This is a genomic window from Methylophilus sp. 13, from assembly GCF_015354335.1.
Lineage (GTDB): Bacteria > Pseudomonadota > Gammaproteobacteria > Burkholderiales > Methylophilaceae > Methylophilus > Methylophilus glucosoxydans.
The window spans coordinates 101,152-121,790 of the sequence record NZ_JADKYR010000003.1 but is presented as its reverse complement, the minus strand read 5'-3'; the positions used below and the strand labels follow the sequence as shown (position 1 = coordinate 121,790).

Below are 20,639 nucleotides of genomic sequence, written 5' to 3'. Positions count from 1 at the left end.
AAAATGGCGGCATGGTGACGCGCAAATTTCAACGTTGGATGGCACGCATGGCCTTGATGGCAATCATGCTGGCTGCGCTCGTGCCGACGTTGAGCCTCGCGTTTCCCATGCAAGCAGGCAAAAGCTTTATTCAGGAGGTGTGTTCCTCGCAGGGCAGTAAACTGGTCATTCAGGTGATCACCACGCAAGGAAAATTGCGCGCTACCCTGATTGACTATCAGCCTTCACAAAAACCGGTTTCACTGGGACATCATCTCAATCATTGTCCGTTCTGCCATATGGCGATGGATGATGTGGTATTGCCCCAGCCCAATCCAGCTTACATTCTGTTTCAACAAGCCCAAGCCGAGATTGCTTTAAGCAGCTATCAGGCCCCGGTTGTCGCAAGTGTTTACTCCACCGCGCACCCCACGCGCGCACCCCCACTGACTCCACACTCAATCTAGCACCGTCTGTCGTCTAGACGGTTTATGGGTATGCCTGTGATGCAGGCACATATGGAGTCATGACATGATCGTCATCAACCTTCAGGCAATGATATTTGCCAAACAGGTGGAGTGGAAACGCCACATCACCCTCAAAGAAATCGCTGAGTCTACCGGCATCAGCCGCATGACCTTGCATCGCATGGTCAAAAATCCTTCTTACAACGCATGCACCGAGCATCTGGGCAAACTTTGCTCTTATTTCGCTTGTGACATCAGCGCGCTTATCCGCTGGCAACCCGATCGGGATGCCAGGCAAGTCTTCGCCGCCTGATGTGTGATGCTCACCCTGCTGGTAGCTGACCAGTAGGGGGCATGCCGTTTACAAAAAATATTTCTGAGGAAAAGTATATGAAAAAAACCTTCTTGGCCCTGGCCTTGCTGGGACTGACTCAACCTGCCTGGGCGCATTTAAGTTATACCGGGCGTGACTTTGGCACATTCTCTGGCCTGGTGAATGCCAGCAATAGCATTACCACCACCGTCAATACCAACTATGGCTGGGCCGGCGCCGCTGACGGCAATCTGGGCGACAGCCATATCGGCCGCGCTTTCCGTTTCACCCTGCAAAACAATGCCTGGGTGGATTTCAGCGTCGATGCAACCTCTGCCGATCTGTTACCTGCTTTCTCTATATACGGTGGACTGGCGGCAGTCAGAACCGGTGGCGTTTTTCCAGGCACGCAAACCAGTGCCGATTACGATAGTGCCAACGCTTCTATCGTCTGGCGCTACAGCTGGGCGCAAGCCAACCTGGGCTCCAACAAGTCGTATACCGACACCGATGGCAGCTGGAATGCACTGGGCAACTGGAAAATGGGCGGTGACGGCGATGCGATTGGCATCGACAGCGAACTGAGCAGCTTTATCTACAAGGGCTCTGCGACCACAGCGACCGATGTGGTCACCGGCAAGTTTCTGCTGGGGGCAGGGGATTACACCATCATGATTGGCGGTAACAACGCCGCAAACCAGCTGGCGACTAGTTTTGGCTACACCGCCTCACTGAATGTCAGCGCAGTCCCAGAGCCGGAAAACATGGCCCTGTTGCTGACAGGTCTGGCCTTGGTCGGCTGGCAGGTGCGCCGTCGTAGCAAATAACCCCACCACATGAATCGTTGGTGAGTGTGCTTAACGCCCTCACCAACATGATAGGAGAAGATAATGAACGTATTGAAAAAAACATTGGCAATCGCTGCCATGACTTTGGCAACCAGCCCAGCATTTGCTGCGCTTGCGACCTATAACGTGACCACCAAGTTTATTGAGCCAGATACTGATCCGGCCAATACCTGGTTTGTGGGGACATTCACTTTTGATACTGTCAGCAAGACGGTTTCTGGTTTGCAGGGCTGGCTCAGTGAATCCATGACCGGCTTTATAGACTACAACCCTGCCACTGGCATCAATGGCACAGATGACATGAGTTGGGTGCATTTGACTCATCAGCTGGATGCGACTTATGACGCTGCGCTGGGCGGGTTTCTCGTTACCACTTTTCTTAACTCAACCACCAGCACGTTTACAAGTGGCGATGGATGGACTCCTGGCGTGGGAATGACCAGAAACAATGGTAGCAACAATGCCTACGCCAGAGTGTTTGTGAACACGACTGATCCATTGGCAGCGCTGACTTCTGCGCAGATCAACAAGCTGGCCTATGCGGATTGTACGGCGGGCGGCATGATGGGACCAACCTGTATGACTGGGACTTCTGTCGCTGGCTATGGGCGTGTTGGAACCATGAGTGGTTATCCCGTTTCGCAAAGCGTTAGCTTGCTGTCTGTGACGGTGCCTGTGCCTGAGGCTGATCGCTCTGCAATGATGGTATTAGGACTTGGCCTGTTGGCTTGGGCTCAACGTCAACAGCGTCGTTCGATGTAAGCAACATGTGGCGAGCAGGCATGCTCGCCACGTTTAAAGACATATATGTACATATTCGAACAAAGACTATCGTTGCGATTCCGACAGTACTGGCCGCTGGTATTCATCGCGCTTTATGCCGTCTCACCGCTGGCTGTGGCCGCGGACGCTGAGCCATCTCTGCCGAAATCGGATCAGACACTCGGTTTGCCTGAGATTGAAGTGGTAGAAAAGAAACCGCGTGCAATTCCCTTGTCGGCGACAGAGCTGGAGGCTGAAAGCCTCCGATCCCATGCTATGGAAATGGACACCAGCAGAATGCTGGAAGAGGTGCCTGGATTGAGTGTGTATTCGGCAGGTACGATTTCTGGATTACCTGCGATTCATGGCTTAGCCGATGAACGTTTGCGCACACAGGTGGATGGCATGGATTTATCCTCCGCATGCCCCAATCACATGAACTCCATACTCTCATATATTCACCCTAGTCGAGTGGGCAAGATTAAAGTGTTCAGCGGGGTCGTGCCAGTGAGTGAAGGCGGCGATAGCCTGGGCGGGACCATTCAAGTCAGTGCCGCCTCTCCAGTGTTTGCTACGGGTGAGCAACCCCTGGTCACCGGCAATTTAGGGAGTTTTTACCGAAGTAATGGCTATGCCCATGGCTGGAATGCAGCTGCTGGCTTTGCAAGCAGGCAGTTCAATCTCCAGTATTCAGAGTCCAGATTGGACGCCTCCAATTATCGTGCAGCTAAAGACTTCAAGGATCTCAGTCGGTGGCCCTCTGCGGACTGGATCAAGGCGACTGATCTCGATGTAGTTGCCTCCAGTGCCATTTCCGGCGCCATTAACCGAGCGCTTGATCTCGCCTTCAAACAGGACTCGCATTTGCTGCAACTGGGTATCAGCCAGCAGACCGTTGGTTTTGAGGGCTTTCCGAATCAACGCATGGACATGACGGATAATCAAAACACCAACATCAACTTTCGCTACAACGGTGAGTTCGACTGGGGGGATATTCAGGCCAGGCTATACCGTCAACGGGTCAAACATGCGATGGATATTGGTGCAGAACGTGCAGATCAACTGATGCCCATGTTATCCAAAGCGACAACCGTTGGTGGTGGGTTAAAGTTAAGCATCCCGTTTTTGACGGACCATATTTTCAAACTCGGGAGTGAGTTCGTTTCCTATCGTCTGGATGACTGGTGGCCACCGGTTGGATCGGCAGTCGGCTCTATGTGCTGTAATGATTTTCAAAATATCCGTAACGGGCGCCGCGATCGTATTGGCCTGTTTGCTGAAATGGACTCACACTGGGGAACTGCATGGCAGACCTCTCTGGGCTTACGCTCGGATATTGTGAGTACGGATGCGTCAGATGTACAGGGCTACAGTAATACAGCTTCCTACCGAAATGATGTTAGAAGCTTCAATGCGCTGAGTCATGATCGTCGGGACCATAATTGGGACTGGACCGCACTAGCCCGTTATATGCCAACCCAGCAGGCCACTTACGAACTTGGCTTGGCCCGAAAGTCCAGATCGCCTAACCTGTATGAGCGCTATCCATGGGCAACCTTCTCGATGGCTGCGCTCATGAACAATTTTGTCGGCGACGGCAATGGTTATGTGGGCGACGTCAATTTGCAACCTGAAGTCGCGCACACCCTGAATCTCGCAATGGATTGGCATGATGAAGCACAGTCTGTGTGGGCAGCCAAAATAAATGCCTACCTGACCTACATCAGTGATTATGTCGATGCCAAACGCTGCAACAGCGGCAGGTGTTCGCCAGCCAATCGGACCAACAATAATGCCTACGTTATTTTGCAGTATGCCAATCAAAGCGCCAGGCTGCATGGGCTTGATTTCTCCGCCTATCGTGTCCTGAATCCTGAGCAGAAGTCTTGGGGTGAGTTCAGGGCAAAATACCTGATCAGTTATACCCGAGGTGAAAACACCACCAGCGGCAATGATCTTTATCACATCATGCCCCTCAATGGACGATTCTCGCTAGAGCATGCCGTCGGCGGCTGGTTGTCGACCGCAGAGCTACAGCTTGTGAGTGCAAAGACGCATGTGTCAGCGGTCCGCAATGAAACGCAGACCGATGGGTATGGCTTGCTCAATCTGCGTACCAGTTACAGTCGTAAACATTTCAGGGTGGATTTCGCCGTGGAAAATGCCCTGAATAAGCTTTATTACTCGCCACTAGGCGGGGCCTATCTTGGTCAAGGAGACCCGATGAGCCTCGGCACAATTCCATGGGGCATCAACTTGCCCGGCATGGGGCGGTCGGTCAATGTGGCTTTTAATCTATTTTATTAACCATCTACTTAAATGCTCAGGGAAGAAGTCATGAAGCAGTTTCGTTTACCAGGCAGCCTATACTGGGGTGCCAGCCTGGTGTTGGGGTTGGCATCCATGCCAGTGCATGCCGATCATAATCAGGTTGAGTTGGATGATGTCGAGGTATCGGGTACGGTGGATAGCCGGATTGTCGATTATCCGGCCACCGTAGAAAGCTTTAACAAAAAACAGATTCAGGAGAGTGTGAATGCCACCACGGCCGCGCAGGCGATGAAGTTTTTGCCCAGTTTGCAAATCCGGGAGCGCTATATTGGCGATAGAAACGGCATTATTGCCGGGCGGACCGTGGGGACACTTTCAAGTGCGCAAACCATGCTGTACGCAGATGGCGTATTACTCTCCAATTTGCTGGGAAACTCGTTTGCCTTCCCGCCACGCTGGGGGATGATTGGTCCGGATGAGATTGAGCAGATTAGCATGATGTACGGACCTTTTTCTGCCATGTTCGCCGGTAACTCGTTTGGCGGTGTGGTCAGTGTAAAAACCAGGATGCCGACCAAGCTGGAGGCGCATACCAATGTGCAGTATTTCCGCCAGAATTTTGATTTATACCATTCAAAACTCAATCTTGAAGGCCAGCACCTTTCTGCTTCGCTTGGTGACAAATGGAATGACCTGAGCCTGCTGCTCAGCGCTGATTATCTGAATAATGAAGGCCAGCCCATGGATTTTGTCGTCCGTGATTTGAGTGCTGGGAGCCGCACAGCGGGCGGGGTCGCCGTTACCGGCGCCTCTGTCGACAAGAACGATAGAAATTTGCCGCGTAATGTGTTTGGGGCAGTGAGCATGGAGCGGCCGGAGCAAACAAATCTGCGGTTCAAGGCCGCATACGATGTAACGGATACCGTGAAAGCCACCTATACCCTGGGGTTATGGCATTTGAACAGTCATACGGATGTGGCGTCGTATCTCAAGGACGCTAATGGAAACACGGTGTATAACAACCGCGTACAGCTCAATGGCCTGCGCTATGATTTGAGCGGATTTAATCCGTCAAAAGCCGACGCGACGCATGTCATGCAGGCCATAGACCTCAAGTCGGACAGCAAAGGCTTTTTTGACTGGCAACTGACTTTTTCAGACTATGACTACCAGCAGGACAAAAATAGCCAGTCAAATATTGCTACCTCGACAACGACACTTGCTGCGGGGAATCCCTACATCAATCGTGCCGGGCGCGTGACAGACATGTCAGGCACGGGCTGGACCACCTTTGATGCGCGTGCAACCTTCAGGCCGGCAGAGGCTGGTTGGGGGCGGCATGTTGTGGATGTGGGCTACCATATTGATGAGTACGATCTTGGCAGCACCACCTTTGATACGGCAGACTGGCAGGTGGGAAACAAAGGCAACTTGAATAGCAGCTCACGTGGCAGCACGCGTACGCAAGCATTGTTTATTCAGGATAAATGGCAACTTCACCCGCAATGGTCGCTCACGTTAGGCGGGCGTGCAGAGCGCTGGCAGGCTATGGATGGCCGTAACCAGGCCGTGACTGGCGGCGTGTTGTCTACAGCCAATTATGCGACAGCAGAGGCTAACCGGTTTTCGCCCAAGGTTTCATTGAGTTTTGAACCCATGCCAGAATGGGGATTCCGTGCTTCATTTGGACAGGCATTCCGTTTTCCGACGGTGAGTGAGCTCTATCAACAGGTTACGCAGAGTAGCCAGATTGTCCAGAACAACCCGAATCTCAAACCGGAGGAGGTGCTATCAGCTGAAATCACTGCCGAAAGGCGGTTTGCTAACGGCCTGATTCGCGCCAGCGTGTTTAACGAAGAAAAATATGATGCCTTGATCTCACAGACCATTGCCAATGGCCGCGCGATTCCCTATGGCACAGGGGTGTGTACAGCCGGGGCGGGTGGCTGTTCCTTTATCCAGAATCTGGACCACGTCAGGACCCGGGGGATAGAGTTGTCCACAGAATGGCAGGATGTATGGATTCATGGCCTGGATATTTTGGGCAGTGCCACGTTTACCGATGCAGAAATACTCCGTAACCGGGTGGACCGTAGTATTGAGGGCAACAAGGCCCCGCGGATTCCACGCGAAATGTTCAAGCTGGTGACGACCTATCATCAGGGCAGTCAGATCACCTACAGTGTGAGTGCCCGGTATAGCGGCCGCCAATATAACCTGCTGGATAACAGCGATGTCAATGATGACACCTACATCGCTGCGAGCAAGTTCTTTTTCGTGGATGTGAAGGCCAATTATCACATGAGCAGGCGCTGGACCGCCAGTGTGGGGATCGATAACCTGAACAACGATCAGGCCTATGTCCGCCACCCCTACCCGCAACGCACGGGATATGTGCAAGTCAAGTTTGATTATTGACCCGCGCCATCTTTACCGCGGGTCATCTTTCAACCGGGTCAAACGGTCGCGTACACCTTATCCAGAAAGTAGCTGGTGCGCTGTTTGAGCCGCATGCGTTTTTGCAGGATATCGGGCAGCTGCTCTGGTTTCAGACACTGGATGATGTTGATGTCCAGCGCTTCCCTGAGGTCAAAAGTTTCACCCTCTTCCTCAGGATCATCGTTGAGGATCTGCACGAAAGGCCTTAAAGGTTGCTGCGGGTTGGTGGAGATCACCGTTGCCAGTTGCTGATCTGAAAGGCGCACTACACTGCCTGGCGGATAAATGCCCAGGCACTTGATAAAGCGGCGCAAAATGGTCTGGTCAAATTGGTGACGTTGCTGCGCAAACATCATGCTGAGCGCTTCGTAGGGCGTTTTTGCCAAGGCCGGGTTAGAAGGGTTGCATAGATTGTCATACACATTGGCGATGATCAGGATATGCGCCAACGGGTCAATCTGTTCTGCACGCAGGCCTTGCGGGTAACCGCTGCCATCCGCAAATTCATGATGCTGGGCAATCAGTGTCATGATTTTTTTGGGTACGGCGACCTCTTTGAGCATATTCAGGCCTAAGGCGACGTGGGTTTGATAAATCGCGACTTCGCGCAGGTTAAGGGGGTCCTTTTTCAACAGGATTTTGTCACTAATCTGCCGCTTGCCAATATCATGCAAAATGGCCGCCATGCCCAGTATCACCGCATCCTCATCGCTGATATTCAGGTTCTTGGCCAGGATCAGGCTGGCCACCAGGGTATTCAGCTCATGCTGGTAATGCTGATCGCCGATACGGTGTCCGCTCATGGCGTGGATCGCAATATCACCTTCAGTCAGAGTGCTGCTGACCAGGTCTTGTACCAGGGTCTGAGCCAGTCCATAGGCCTGGTCAGGATGCTCGGTTGAGAGCTTCTGAATGTTTTTGACCTCGGCACTGGTGCGCATAAACTTTTGCTCACTCTCGTTGATGACTTGTTTGAGCACCTGTCGTTTTTGCTGAGCAGCATTGAGCGGCGTTGTTTCTTTGGCGGGTTCCGGCTCTGGAAACAACGCTTTTTTCACCAGAAACTCCACGACATTGGCATTTTTTTTCAGTGGGTGACTGGTGCTTCGTCGCGGGTCATAGCGTAGCTGCTTGAGCCCCAGCGATTTGATCGTGTCAATTTGCGCATCTTCAGTGATCTTGAAGTTGCTGACCGAGAATGGATGATCCATCCAACCGAGATCAAGGTGGATATATAACCCCACTTGCAGTTGGTCTGGGCTAATGTAATAAGTGTCGGAGGCTTGATTATGCATGGCGTTTTATTTTTCTTTGATTGTTTAATGTTAACAGTTTTACAAAATCGTCCGCATTGACCGGGTAGGCGTACAGATAGCCTTGGGCTGTCTGGCACCCCAGTCGCTGTAAAAATTTTTCCTGCTCTTCTGTCTCTACGCCTTCAGCCACCACGGTAAATCCCAGCTGGGTTGCCATGGCGTAAATCGCACTGGTAATCGCAGCATCGTCCTTGTCGTTTGGCAGGTCTTTGACAAAGCTGCGGTCTATCTTGATCTGGTCCAGCGGCAACCGTTTCAAGTGTGAGAGTGAAGAGTAGCCGGTGCCAAAATCATCAATCGCAATGCTGATTCCCAACAGCTTGAGTTGATTGAAGGTGTCGACCACATGTTGCGTATGCTGCATCAAGGTGCTTTCGGTGATTTCAAGCTCAATGATGGATGGGTCACATTCGCTTTCCATCAGGATGCCGTAGACCGTGTCGGCAAACTTGCTTTTCATGATCTGCACAGCAGAGACATTAATCGCAATTTTCTTGAATTCCGGATACTGTTGATGCCAGGCATGCGCTTGCCGGACCGACTGAGCGAGGGCCCATTCCCCTATGCTCAGAATCAGGCCGGTTTCTTCTGCCAGCGGGATGAATTTGGCGGGCGAGATAATGCCCTGTGTCGGATGCATCCAGCGGATGAGCGCTTCCGCGCCAATAATCATGCCTGTCTTGAGGTCAATCTGGGCCTGATAGAACATATTCAGCTGGTTTTTATTGAGCGCCTGCCGCAACTCGGTTTCCAGCTGGAAGTGCTCAACGGCGTCGCGGCTCAGTGCAGCGTCGTAAAACGCGACATGGTTTTTACCGTTGTTTTTGACCTGATACATGGCGAGGTCGGCGGCTTTGATCAGGCTCTCGACATCCTGCCCATCCTGCGGGTACATCGAGATACCTATGCTGCCACTGACAAAAATCTGGTGGTGATCAATATTGAATTCAACACGCAGGGCTTCCAGAATATCATGCGCTTTTTGTGAGGCATCGGCCTTGCTGCGCAGGTTTTCCAGCATGATGATGAATTCGTCACCACCAAGGCGGCCAACGATGTCAGACTCACGGACGGCCTGACGCAGACGTTCGGTTACGCTCAACAATAACTGGTCGCCGGCATAATGCCCCAGGCTGTCGTTGATATTTTTAAAGCGGTCGAGGTCGATAAACAGAATGGCCGCTTGCTGCTCATTGCGGCCGGAGCGCTGAATCGCATGCGCGAACAGGTGATTAATCAGACGGCGGTTAGGCAGGCCGGTCAGCGGATCGTGATTGACCAGAGAGTTCAACTGGCGTTGCGAACGTTTCATTTCCGAAATATCCGCAAACACGCCCACATAGTTGGTGATGGCATTGGCGTGGTTACGCACCGCCGTGATGGTCATCCACTCGGTGTAGCTCTCACCGTTTTTGCGGACATTCTCAATTTCGCCAGACCATTTGCCATGACGTTTGAGCGCACCAAACAAGCCGCGCGGACGCTGTTTGAAGATTTGCGGTTTGCTGCCCAGCACCTCTTCTTCTGCATAGCCGGTAATCAAGGTGTAACCCTGGTTGATCCCCACCAGCTCCCCGGCCGGGTTCACAATCATGATGCCTTCGGTAGTACTGTCAAAGGCGATTTTTGCCAGCTTGAGATGTTTGCCGGTTTGTTCGCGGTTGATGGCCACGCTCAAGGTGCGGCCGATAGCCATCAGTGAGCCCAGTTCTTGTGAACTGGTCGGCTCTGCATCAAAACAGCGTTCAATGACCATGGAGCCCCACCAGTCATCGTCCAGCATCAGCGGCACAATGACCAGGTTGACCGTGTCGTGCGACTTGAGCAGGGCGCGCTCGGCCTCTGGCAGGCTCAGGGCATCACACATGACCGGCTGGCCCTGCGCCAGCAGGGCATGCCAGCGTTGTAGTTCTGGCGTGAGGAAAGACACTTTTTCCCAGTGCTCATACGTGGCATGAAAGCCGTTCATGGCCCAATGAAACAGGGCCTTGGAGCGCATTTCTGTCTTGTTGCGCGTATGGATATTCTCATGCTGCAGCAGGGTGGCGCGACTGAATCTGAAGGACAGGCAGCATTGTTGCAGTACGTTTTCTGCCACCGTTTGCCAGCGTTCAGTCGAGTGCAGCATCCAGTCGCATGAGATCAGGGTATCCAGCACGGCACTGCGGTTGTTGAGTTGGGTTTGAATAAACTTTTGCTCGCTCACATCGCGGGCGACCGTGATCAGGTGGCTTGGAAGGTCTTTGCGGTCGTAGTAGGCGACTTTATGCACCTCCAGCGTTTTATGACCGCCTTGTGGCAAATGCACCAACTCTTCATTGTGATAGGGCTGGCGCGTTTGCCAGACTTGTTGGTCTGATTTTTCGTGATGTTCAAAACTGTTGCGGAATACCGGGTGCAAGGTTTGCGCAATTTGACGGTTATTCAAAAACTCAAAGTCAAAATGGTTGATCTGGAAGGTGTTGAGCATTTGCTCGTTGGCCATCATCCAGCGGTTGTCGCTATCCTTGATGCAAATCAGGTCAGGGCTCATTTCGATCAGTGAATGCACGATGGATTGCATATGCAGCAACTGGTCGGTCAAGGTCTTTTCTTCTTCCTCCAGCATGAGGCCCACGGCGCGACGGGTGTGTTGCGGATAGAATAGTCTGCATTTGAAATCGCGCTTGAGGCCTTTGAGGGTAAGCGTGATGTTTAGCTCGGTTTTGCCTTCGCGCATGGCTTCGATGAGCACCTGACGTGACTCTTTGGGTAATTCCTTGCCTATTGGTGCGAGCAGAGACAATGCCTGTTCGTTTGCCGCCAGGCTCACTGCACGGCGATTGATGGCCAGCATAGCCATATCGGGCATGGTGACGGCAAATGGCTGCAACCATGCTGTGCTATGATGATCAAAAACGGTGGGTAACATAATTCAGTCTGCTTGATTCCAGGCGTCTATCTGGGACGATTAAGTGGGTTAACGGCGCAGTTGGCGCTAAACTTTAGCGAGTTTCACTTGTGTTAATGAACGTCAATTTTATACATAAAATCAATCTGCTCAGGCACGGGTTAAGCGTGGTTTTAGGGCTATTTGTCCTGATGACAAGCTGGGTGGATTGTGCGCAAGCGCACGAAGGTCATGAGGGCCATGCCGAGCAGGCGCCCAACGCCCTGGCCGTCAGTGTCGCGCCCGAGGGTGCCGGCCGCATCTGGCTGGCTCAGGCCAGGCAGGGTCAGGTCTGGGTGTCTTTGCTGGATGCCACGGGCAAACCCCTTGGTCGGGAAACCGTGGTCAATCCGTTGCCGATGAAAGTGGCCGCCGATGGCGAAGCCAGGCCCAAGATTGCGGTTGGCCCCAATGGCCATCTGTATGTCACCTGGACCGAATCGCTGAAAAAGCCTTATGCCGGCTATATCTGGTTTGCACGCTCTACCGATGGCGGCAAAAGCTTTGAGGCCCCTTATATCGTGCACCAGCACCGCGATGAAATCACCCACCGTTTTGACAGTTTGCACGTGGCCGCCAATGGCACCATCACCGTGGCCTGGGTGGATAAACGTGATTTGCTGGCCGCCAAGGCTACGGGTAAACCGTATGATGGTGCTGCCATTTACTATGCGGTTTCAAGCGATCAAGGCAAAAGTTTTGCCCCAGAACAAAAATTGGCGGATAGCAGCTGCGAGTGTTGCCGGATTGCCATGACCAGCAAGCCGGATGGCACGGTGGCGGTCTTGTGGCGGCATGTCTTTGAGGGCAGTGAGCGCGACCATGCCATGGCCGAAATTGGTGGCACCGGCAAACCGGTGCTGGTGCGTGCCAGTTATGGTCACTGGAAACTGGATGGTTGTCCGCATCATGGTGCTGCGATTGCGGTTGGTGAAGGCTTTGGCTATCACCTGGCCTATTTTGATGGGGCAGGGGACAAGCCCGGCTTGCGGCTGGCGCGCATGGATGGCCAAGCCTGGGTGAGCTCACCGCCGAAACGGATTGGTGACCTCAAACGCAATGCCAGTCATCCGGCCTTGTTGAGCGTGGCCGATAAAGTCTGGCTGGCCTGGCAAGAGCGGGATGGCAGCGGTTTTGATATTGTGGCCATGGTCTCTGTGGATGGTGGCCGTACCTGGGGCGCGCCCAGTGTCATGCTGCATAGCACAACCAAGCTGGATTACCCGCAATGGCTCAATTTGCAAGGCCAGGTGTCGCTGGCCGTGAATACCAGTGATCAAGGCTTGAAAGTCCTGCCATTCGCAAAATAGCCAGCTCAAAAACGCTGTCATTTGATCTGGCGCTATTGAAAACGCAAAAACCCGCCGCATTATATGGGTATCCAGCCGCAAGCGTGCGGCGATACTTTAATCAAGAAAGGGTTTGCCATGCGTTTTGATAAACTCACGACTAAATTTCAACAGGCCCTGGCCGATGCGCAGAGCATGGCCGTCGGGGCGGACCATCCCACCATAGAAGCGCCTCACTTGTTGCTGGCCATGCTCAACCAGGACGACAGTGGGGTAGCGGCGCTGCTGTCTCGCGCAGGCGCGCAAGTCAGCGCACTTAAAACCGGGTTGCAACAAGCCATAGACAACCTGCCTAAAGTCAGCGAAAACAGCGGTGATGTCAGCGTGTCGCGCGACCTTAATAATTTGCTCAATGTCACTGACAAGCTCGCGCAAAAGAGCGGAGACAGCTATATCGCCAGCGAAATGTTCTTGCTGGCGCTGGCCGAAGATAAAGGCCCCACCGGGCAACTGCTCAAGCAACATGGCTTGAGTAAAACCGCACTTGAACAGGCGATTAAAGCCGTGCGCGGCAATGATTCCGTCAACAGCCAGGAAGCCGAAGGCCAGCGCGAAGCGTTGAAAAAATACACGCTGGACCTGACCGAGCGCGCCCGTGCTGGCAAGCTGGATCCGGTGATTGGCCGCGATGACGAGATTCGGCGCGCCATTCAGGTCTTGCAGCGCCGCACCAAAAATAATCCGGTATTGATCGGTGAGCCCGGTGTGGGTAAAACCGCGATTGTGGAAGGCCTGGCGCAGCGTATCGTCAATGGCGAAGTGCCTGATTCGCTAAAAAACAAAAAAGTATTGAGCCTGGACATGGCCGCCCTGTTGGCCGGGGCCAAATACCGCGGCGAATTTGAAGAACGTTTGAAAGCGGTGCTCAAGGAGCTGGCGCAAGACGAAGGCCAGACCATCGTCTTTATTGACGAGATTCATACCATGGTCGGTGCCGGTAAATCTGAAGGCGCGATGGATGCCGGCAATATGCTCAAGCCTGCATTGGCCCGGGGTGAGCTGCATTGCGTGGGCGCGACCACGCTCGATGAATACCGTAAATATATCGAGAAAGATGCGGCCTTGGAGCGTCGCTTCCAGAAGGTACTGGTGGATGAACCTAGCGTCGAGGCGACCATTGCCATCTTGCGCGGTTTGCAGGAAAAGTACGAATTACACCATGGTGTGGAAATTACCGACCCGGCCATTGTCGCGGCGGCAGAACTGTCTAACCGCTATATTACGGACCGTTTTTTGCCGGATAAGGCCATCGATCTGATCGACGAGGCGGCTTCGCGTATCAAGATGGAGATCGACTCCAAGCCGGAAGTGATGGATAAGCTGGATCGCCGACTGATTCAGCTTAAGATTGAGCGTGAAGCCGTGCGCCGCGAGAAAGATGAAGCCAGCCAGAAACGCTTTGGCCTGATTGAAGAAGAAATCAGCAAGCTCGAAAAAGAGTATGCCGACCTCGAAGAAATCTGGAAAGCGGAGAAAGCTGCCGTACAAGGCTCGGCAGGCGTTAAAGAGGCGATTGAAAAAATTAAACTGGAGATGGAAGCCGCCAAACGCAAAGGCGACTGGCAAAAAGTCTCAGAGTTGCAGTATGGCAAATTGCCGCAACTCGAAGCCCAGTTGAAGCACGCGTCAAGCGCTGAAGCGAGTGGCACGGTCAAACATAAAATGTTGCGTACCGAAGTCGGTGCCGATGAAATTGCTGAAGTGGTCAGCCGGGCTACCGGCATCCCGGTCAGTAAAATGATGACCGGCGAGCGCGAAAAACTGCTCAATATGGAAAATAGCCTGCATGCGCGCGTGGTGGGGCAGGACGAAGCGGTTCGGCTGGTCTCGGATGCGATCCGCCGTTCACGCAGTGGCTTGAGTGACCCTAACCGACCATATGGCAGCTTTTTGTTCCTGGGGCCGACTGGCGTGGGTAAAACCGAGTTGTGCAAGGCGCTGGCCAACTTTCTGTTCGACAGTGAAGACCATCTGGTGCGCATAGACATGAGTGAGTTTATGGAAAAACACTCGGTCTCGCGTTTGATTGGTGCGCCCCCCGGCTATGTTGGCTATGAAGAAGGCGGCACGCTGACCGAAGCCGTGCGCCGCAAGCCTTATTCAGTCGTATTGCTGGACGAGGTGGAAAAAGCGCATCCAGATGTGTTTAACGTGTTGCTGCAAGTGCTGGACGATGGTCGCCTGACCGATGGCCAGGGGCGGACGGTAGACTTTAAGAATACCGTCATTATCATGACTTCTAACCTGGGTAGCCAGATGATTCAGAGCATGAGTGACCAGGATTACCAGGTGGTTAAACTGGCGGTGATGGGTGAGGTGAAAACGCACTTCAGGCCAGAGTTCATCAACCGCATTGATGAGGTGGTCGTGTTCCATTCACTGGGTGAGACGCATGTGAAGTCGATTGCCAATATCCAGTTGCAATTGCTGGCCAAACGGCTGGCGGCCATGGAGATGCAACTCGACGTCACCGACGCAGCGCTGGCCGAAATTGCCAATGCAGGCTTTGATCCCGTTTATGGCGCACGTCCGCTCAAACGCGCCATTCAAAGTGAAATTGAGAATCCGCTGGCACGTGAAATCCTGGCTGGGCAGTTTGCAGCCAAAGACACGATACAGGTGGATTTTCAGGGTGGGAAAATGCAGTTCCGCAAAGCCTGAGTGTCAGCGCGCGCATCTTGGGCGCAGCGTGGTCATCTGCCTGCAGGCTGAACCTGTGGTGCAAGCAAAGGGTCATATTCGTATGACCCTTTTTTATTGTGCGGGTGTAAAATGGAGCAACTATGCGAGACTCACAAGCTTGGCGTTTGTCCTTGATCATTTTTTTGCTCGGTTTGATGAGCGGATGCGCGACACAACCACCGCAACCGGTGCAGATTGACCGTATTTCTCCCGAGCAACTCGCTGCGCTGGTGCCACCGCCGCAGTCGACGTTGAGTTTGGATGAGATTGTGACCATGAGCAAGCAGGGCAAGACGGATGCCGAAATTATTGATGCAATCAAGCAGTCGCAATCGCGTTATGCATTGACCCCTTCAGAGGTGCTGTCGTGGCATCAAAAAGGTATTTCCAAAGGCGTGCTTGATTATATGCAGCAGGCAAATGCACTGGCGCAGCAAAACGCCATCGCCGATGAGATTAACAAGCGTGAAAAAGCGCGCGCCGAGGCAGAAGCCAAGTTAAAGCGTGAACGGGATTATGCCCGGTTGCGCAGCATGGATCCCTGGTTTTACGGGCCAGGTTTTTACGGCGGCCCCGGTTTTTATGGTGGCCCTTGGGGACCCCGGCCCTATTGGGGCGGCGGCTGGCGTTACTGGTAAACTGACGCTGATTTACGGATAGATTGATGGATGCGACAACAGCACGAAACCCTCTCTATTAATGCCCAAGGTCGGCGTTTGTATGACATCACGCCGCAGGTATTGCAATGGGTGCAGCAATCCGGCATTCAGTCCGGCTTGTTGACGCTGTATATCCAGCACACTTCAGCCAGCCTGCTGATCAATGAAAATTATGACCGCGATGTGCTGGTGGACCTGGAAGCCTTTTTTAACCGGCTGGTACCGGATGGCGATGACCTGTTCATTCATACTGTGGAGGGCCCGGATGACATGCCTGCACATGTGCGTACCGCGCTGACACAAACCAGCTTGTCGATTCCTGTGCTACAAGGCAGGGTTGCCCTGGGCCAGTGGCAAGGCATTTTTTTGTTTGAGCATCGACACCTGCCTGCCCGCAGACGCGTCCTCATGCATGTGATGGGTGAATAAGATTTTTGAGTATTTGATAGAAGTGTCGTATTGCCGTGCGTTATTCTGAACTGTTTTTATCTCTGACCTGTAGTTTTTTGGTGGTGGCTTGTAGCGAAGATGCGCCCAGCCAAGTGTCTACAGCGCTTCCCCTGCCACCCAGTGATGTGTCGTCCAATGATCTGGCGCCGCCAGCGGATGCCATGCCAGCAGCGGGGGGCACACGCCCCGTGCAACTCATGCAGGTCTCTAACACCACGCTTACCATGTCGCAAGCTGAGCTGGACAAGTTGTATCTGGAAGCCAGGCAGCATGTGCGCGAGGCCGTGGATTCTTCAACAGAAGAACGGTACTAGGACCGCGCGCCGACCAGGACACCGGGGTGCGCAAGGCGGGCCAACGCCTAACGCACACTACTCCATTGCAGCGGATCAAACGGCACACTGTTGCGGCGCAGTTCGTAATAAACCCCATTTTCAGCATTGCCACCGCTATTGCCCACCGCGGCAATCGTATCGCCCGCTTTAACACTTTGCCCTGACGATTTGTACAAGGCCTCGTTGTTACCGTACAGGCTCATGTAGCCGTTGCCGTGGTCAATCACAATCAGGTTGCCAAAGCCACGCATCCAGTCGGCAAACACCACTTGCCCGCCCGCGACCGATTTCACCTCGCTGCCCTCCCTGGCGCGGATGAAGATGCCTTTCCAGCTTACCCCGGTCTCTGCCCGGGCCGTGCCAAAACGGTTGATCACATCGCCGCGCACCGGCAGGCGCAAGCGTCCCCGTAACTGGGCAAAGTTTTCCTTGTTGGCATTGTATTCAGGCAGCGTTTCGTTTTTGGCAATCACGGTGCTGCTTTGCGTGTCGCTGCCTGATTCATCGACTGTCGCTTGCGGCGTATGCTCAAACGTGCGGCCGCCAGATTTCTTTTTGCGCGTCGCCAGTTCGGCGGCTTTTTTAGCCGCTGCTTCTTTCTCGCGCTTGGCTTTCGCCAGCGCTTCCTGCTCACGTTTCTTGGCCTCGGCCAGCAAGCGCTGGAACAACTGTGACAGCGCTTCTTCGTCTTTTTTCAGCCGGACCATCTGCTGTTCTTGCGTTTCGATCTGTTTGGACAGCTCTTTTAACGCCTCGCTACGCAGTGATTTTTCGTTTTCCAGTTTTTGCGTGGTGTCGCTGTATTGGCTGGCCAGACGTTCGGTTTCGTGCAATTGTTCGGTGGTTTGCGTGCGGACGCGGTCTATGGCTTCCTGGTTAGTTTGCAGCGACTGAATCTGTTGCTGGTGCGCCGCCGTCAGATAGCCCAGGTATTTAAGATTGCGTGCCGTGTTGTTGGGGTCCTGTTGTTGCAACAGCATTTGCAGCGGGCTATGGTTGCCATGCCGATATTGCTGGTTTAGCTGCTCGTTGAGCGATTGTTTTTGCTGGTTGACCTGACGTTGCAGACCGTTGAGCTGCTTTTGCAAGTCTTGTAACTTGCTGCGGTTTTCCAGCTGCGCATCCTGAATCTCGCGCAATTTTTTGCGGGATGCGCTGATGGCCGTTTCCGAAGCCTTGAGCGCTTCATGTGCATCCTGTTTGGCCACGCGCGAAGCTTTCAGCGCATTGGCCAGTTGCTGAATTTTCTCTTTGACCTGTTCGAGATCGCCTTTGGTCGTTTCTGTTTTGTCCGCAGTCGCGGCCTGCGCTGGCAGGCTCACGGCGCCACAGAGCCAGAGGCCTGCCAACAGGCTAAAGCACTTGATCGCTGGCTTTGCCAGCTGCTTAACGAGGATCGGAGTCATGCACCTGAGTGGCCACTCAGGCCGCAGCATTCAATTGGATCAGCGACTGGCCGGTCATTTCTGCAGGTTGTGCGACCCCCATCAGCGATAACAAGGTCGGTGCAATGTCTGACAGTGCGCCGCCGCTACGAATCATCGCCTGGCGCCCAACGTAAATAAAGGGCACCAGATTGGTGGTGTGCTGGGTGTGTGCCTGCGCACTGGTGTGGTCAAACATGCTCTCGGCGTTGCCATGGTCGGCGGTAATAATCACTTCAGCGCCGGTTTTTTGGGCAGCCGCCACAATCCGGCCGACACAGGTGTCCAGCGTTTCTACCGCTTTAATGGCCGCTTGCAAGTTGCCGGTATGGCCCACCATATCGCCATTGGCATAGTTGCAGATCACGGCCTGATATTGCTGTGATTCAATGGCGGCGACCAGTTTGTCGGTGACTTCTGGCGCACTCATTTCTGGTTGCAAGTCATAGGTCGCAACTTTGGGTGAAGGCACCAGAATACGGTCTTCACCAGCAAAAACGGTTTCTTCACCGCCGTTGAAGAAGAACGTCACGTGTGGATATTTTTCAGTTTCGGCAATGCGCAATTGCTTGAGCCCGAGCTTGGAGACGTATTCGCCAAAGGTATTGGGCACGGTGTAGGGCGCGAAAATCGGTTCTGCCAGCGTCTGGTTTTTGTCGTACTGGGTCAGCGTAAAATAGTGGCTAAAGCGTGGCACCCGGCTGCGCTCAAAGCCTGCAAACTGCTGGTTGAGCAGGGCATCGGTCAGCTGGCGGGCGCGGTCACTCCTAAAGTTCATGAACACCAGGCAGTCACCGTCTTCCATACGCACGGGGGCTTCGTCAGCAGCGCGAATCGCCGTGCACTTCACAAACTCGTCGCTTTCATCGCGGGCGTACGCTTGCTGCAAGGCGGTCAGGCTATCTGCCGCCACATATTCGGCTGTACCATTGACCAGCAACTCATAAGCCACCGAGACACGCTCCCAGCGCTTGTCGCGGTCCATGCCATAAAAGCGGCCGCCCACAGAGGCCACCCGGCCAACGCCAAGCTGCTGGAGATGGTCTTCGAGCGCTTGCAGGTAAGGCTGCGCGCTTTTGGGCGGGGTGTCGCGGCCATCGAGAAAGGCATGCACATACACCTTGCTCAGGCCCTGTTGCTTGGCCATTTCGAGCAGGGCGTGAATATGCGGCTGGTAGCTATGCACGCCGCCATCAGACAGCAGGCCCAGGATATGCAGCGCTTTGTTACTGGCTTTGAGGGCATGCATGGCATTGACCAGGGCGGGTAACTTGAAAAACTCACCACTGCTGATACTGTTATTAATACGCTCAAAGTCTTGAAAGACAATGCGTCCCGCCCCAATATTCAGGTGACCCACTTCAGAATTGCCCATTTGGCCGTCTGGCAGGCCGACATAGTGTTCGGAGGCGTTGATCAGGCTGTGGGGGTAAGTGGCTTTGAGCCGGTCGAGGTTGGGCGTGTTTGCCTGTAAAACAGCATTGTGTTCGCGGGTCTCGCTGTGGCCAAAACCATCGAGGATCAGCAATATGACAGGTTTGATAGACATGGCTAACAATCTTTAAAAGTGGTGACGAAATGTCGGATTGATGAATTCGTCTATTATAATCGCAACCGCTGGTCACGCCTACCCAAGCGGCCAGTCTCCTGAAGACCGCACACCGGTCGTCATAACCCAACAAAGTGAGTAACGCTGTGGAATTTTTAAAACATAATGTGTTGTTAATCGGACTGGCGGTGGGCTCTGGCCTGGCGCTCATCTTACCCATGCTGAGCCGTTCTGCGGCGGGGGCAACTGTGCTCTCAGTCACTGAAGCCGTGATGCTGATGAATAGAAAATCTGCTTTGGTACTGGATGTGCGCGAGGCGGACGAATTTGCCCAGGGGCATTTGCAGGGTGCGCGCCATATTCCGCTTGCGCAACTGGCTGACCGCATAAATGAAATTCAAAAATTCAAGGAAAAGCCGGTGTTGCTGGTTTGCCAGCGCGGCAGCCGCGCCAACGCCGCCGCCAAATTGCTCAAGGCACAGGGCTTTACCACGTTGAATGTGCTCAAAGGTGGCATGGCCGCCTGGGTGGAGGCCAAGATGCCAGCCACCAAGTCATCCACTTGAAAGGAATCATGATGGCAAAAGTAGTGATGTATACCTCGGCAGTCTGCCCTTATTGCATCAATGCCGAACGGTTATTGAAAAACAAGGGCGTGACCGAAATTGAAAAAATTCGTGTCGATTTGCAGCCAGAGTTACGGGCCGAAATGATGGAAAAAACCGGCCGCCGTACGGTGCCACAGATTTTTATTGGCGAGCACCATGTTGGCGGCTTTGATGACTTGCATGCCCTGGATGTGCAGGGCGGTCTGGACCCGTTGCTGGCCGCTTGAAGTGACCTGTCCGCTGTCATAAAAAACCCATA

Annotated in this window: 17 protein-coding genes; 13 read left to right on the top strand and 4 right to left on the bottom strand. The window is 53.5% G+C overall.

Annotated features, from left to right (window positions below):
* Nucleotides 1–11 precede the first annotated feature (11 nt).
* From INP77_RS08285 to INP77_RS08260, 6 genes are all read left to right on the top strand, one after another.
* Complete coding sequence (locus INP77_RS08285; RefSeq protein WP_228518825.1) at nt 12–446, top strand: DUF2946 domain-containing protein; 435 nt, start codon at nt 12–14, stop codon at nt 444–446.
* Between the two features lie 64 nt (nt 447–510).
* On the top strand, nt 511–759 hold the full coding sequence (locus tag INP77_RS08280; protein WP_194748582.1) for a helix-turn-helix transcriptional regulator: 249 nt from the start codon (nt 511–513) through the stop codon (nt 757–759).
* A gap of 77 nt (nt 760–836) precedes the next feature.
* Nucleotides 837–1,586 (top strand): FxDxF family PEP-CTERM protein, encoded by a 750-nt coding sequence (locus INP77_RS08275; RefSeq protein WP_194748581.1) that lies wholly within the window; start codon nt 837–839, stop codon nt 1,584–1,586.
* 63 nt (nt 1,587–1,649) lie between these two features.
* Nucleotides 1,650–2,369 (top strand): PEP-CTERM sorting domain-containing protein, encoded by a 720-nt coding sequence (locus INP77_RS08270; RefSeq protein ID WP_194748580.1) that lies wholly within the window; start codon nt 1,650–1,652, stop codon nt 2,367–2,369.
* Nucleotides 2,370–2,441: 72 nt separating this feature from the next.
* Complete coding sequence (locus INP77_RS08265) at nt 2,442–4,676, top strand: TonB-dependent siderophore receptor (RefSeq protein WP_194748579.1); 2,235 nt, start codon at nt 2,442–2,444, stop codon at nt 4,674–4,676.
* A gap of 30 nt (nt 4,677–4,706) precedes the next feature.
* Nucleotides 4,707–7,058, top strand: coding sequence for a TonB-dependent receptor (locus INP77_RS08260; protein WP_228518824.1), 2,352 nt, complete (start codon nt 4,707–4,709; stop codon nt 7,056–7,058).
* Nucleotides 7,059–7,096: 38 nt separating this feature from the next.
* Here the strand turns inward: INP77_RS08260 and INP77_RS08255 are convergent, their stop codons facing one another.
* Nucleotides 7,097–8,374 carry an HD domain-containing phosphohydrolase gene (locus INP77_RS08255; RefSeq protein ID WP_194748577.1) on the bottom strand — a complete coding sequence of 426 codons (1,278 nt, stop codon included), beginning with the start codon at nt 8,372–8,374 and terminating at the stop codon, nt 7,097–7,099.
* Nucleotides 8,367–11,306, bottom strand: coding sequence for an EAL domain-containing protein (locus INP77_RS08250; RefSeq protein ID WP_228518823.1), 2,940 nt, complete (start codon nt 11,304–11,306; stop codon nt 8,367–8,369). The genes INP77_RS08255 and INP77_RS08250 overlap by 8 nt, the downstream gene beginning before the upstream one ends.
* 170 nt (nt 11,307–11,476) lie before the next feature.
* Here INP77_RS08250 and INP77_RS08245 point away from each other — a divergent pair, with 170 nt between their 5' ends.
* From INP77_RS08245 to INP77_RS08225, 5 genes are all read left to right on the top strand, one after another.
* Entirely contained in the window at nt 11,477–12,634 is a 1,158-nt protein-coding gene (locus INP77_RS08245) for a sialidase family protein (RefSeq protein WP_228518822.1), read from the top strand.
* Between the two features lie 117 nt (nt 12,635–12,751).
* Complete coding sequence (gene clpB, locus INP77_RS08240; RefSeq protein ID WP_194748575.1) at nt 12,752–15,334, top strand: ATP-dependent chaperone ClpB; 2,583 nt, start codon at nt 12,752–12,754, stop codon at nt 15,332–15,334.
* A 122-nt stretch (nt 15,335–15,456) separates the two neighbouring features.
* Complete coding sequence (locus INP77_RS08235; RefSeq protein ID WP_194748574.1) at nt 15,457–15,993, top strand: hypothetical protein; 537 nt, start codon at nt 15,457–15,459, stop codon at nt 15,991–15,993.
* Nucleotides 15,994–16,023: 30 nt separating this feature from the next.
* Nucleotides 16,024–16,443 (top strand): secondary thiamine-phosphate synthase enzyme YjbQ, encoded by a 420-nt coding sequence (locus tag INP77_RS08230; RefSeq protein WP_194740530.1) that lies wholly within the window; start codon nt 16,024–16,026, stop codon nt 16,441–16,443.
* 35 nt (nt 16,444–16,478) lie between these two features.
* Complete coding sequence (locus INP77_RS08225; protein ID WP_194748573.1) at nt 16,479–16,778, top strand: hypothetical protein; 300 nt, start codon at nt 16,479–16,481, stop codon at nt 16,776–16,778.
* A 47-nt stretch (nt 16,779–16,825) separates the two neighbouring features.
* On the opposite strand, the gene INP77_RS08220 is transcribed toward INP77_RS08225, so the two are convergent.
* Both INP77_RS08220 and gpmI read right to left on the bottom strand, forming a co-directional pair.
* On the bottom strand, nt 16,826–18,205 hold the full coding sequence (locus tag INP77_RS08220) for a murein hydrolase activator EnvC (RefSeq protein ID WP_194748572.1): 1,380 nt from the start codon (nt 18,203–18,205) through the stop codon (nt 16,826–16,828).
* Nucleotides 18,206–18,221: 16 nt separating this feature from the next.
* The gene (gene gpmI, locus INP77_RS08215) at nt 18,222–19,772 is read right to left on the bottom strand and encodes a 2,3-bisphosphoglycerate-independent phosphoglycerate mutase (RefSeq protein WP_194748571.1); all 1,551 of its coding nucleotides are present in this window, start codon (nt 19,770–19,772) and stop codon (nt 18,222–18,224) included.
* Nucleotides 19,773–19,918: 146 nt separating this feature from the next.
* Between gpmI and INP77_RS08210 the strand changes: the two genes are divergently transcribed.
* Nucleotides 19,919–20,338 carry a rhodanese-like domain-containing protein gene (locus INP77_RS08210; RefSeq protein WP_194748570.1) on the top strand — a complete coding sequence of 140 codons (420 nt, stop codon included), beginning with the start codon at nt 19,919–19,921 and terminating at the stop codon, nt 20,336–20,338.
* A gap of 11 nt (nt 20,339–20,349) precedes the next feature.
* Nucleotides 20,350–20,607: a glutaredoxin 3 gene (gene grxC / locus INP77_RS08205; protein ID WP_194748569.1), complete on the top strand. Its 258-nt coding sequence runs from the start codon at nt 20,350–20,352 to the stop codon at nt 20,605–20,607.
* The last annotated feature ends 32 nt before the right edge of the window (nt 20,608–20,639 follow it).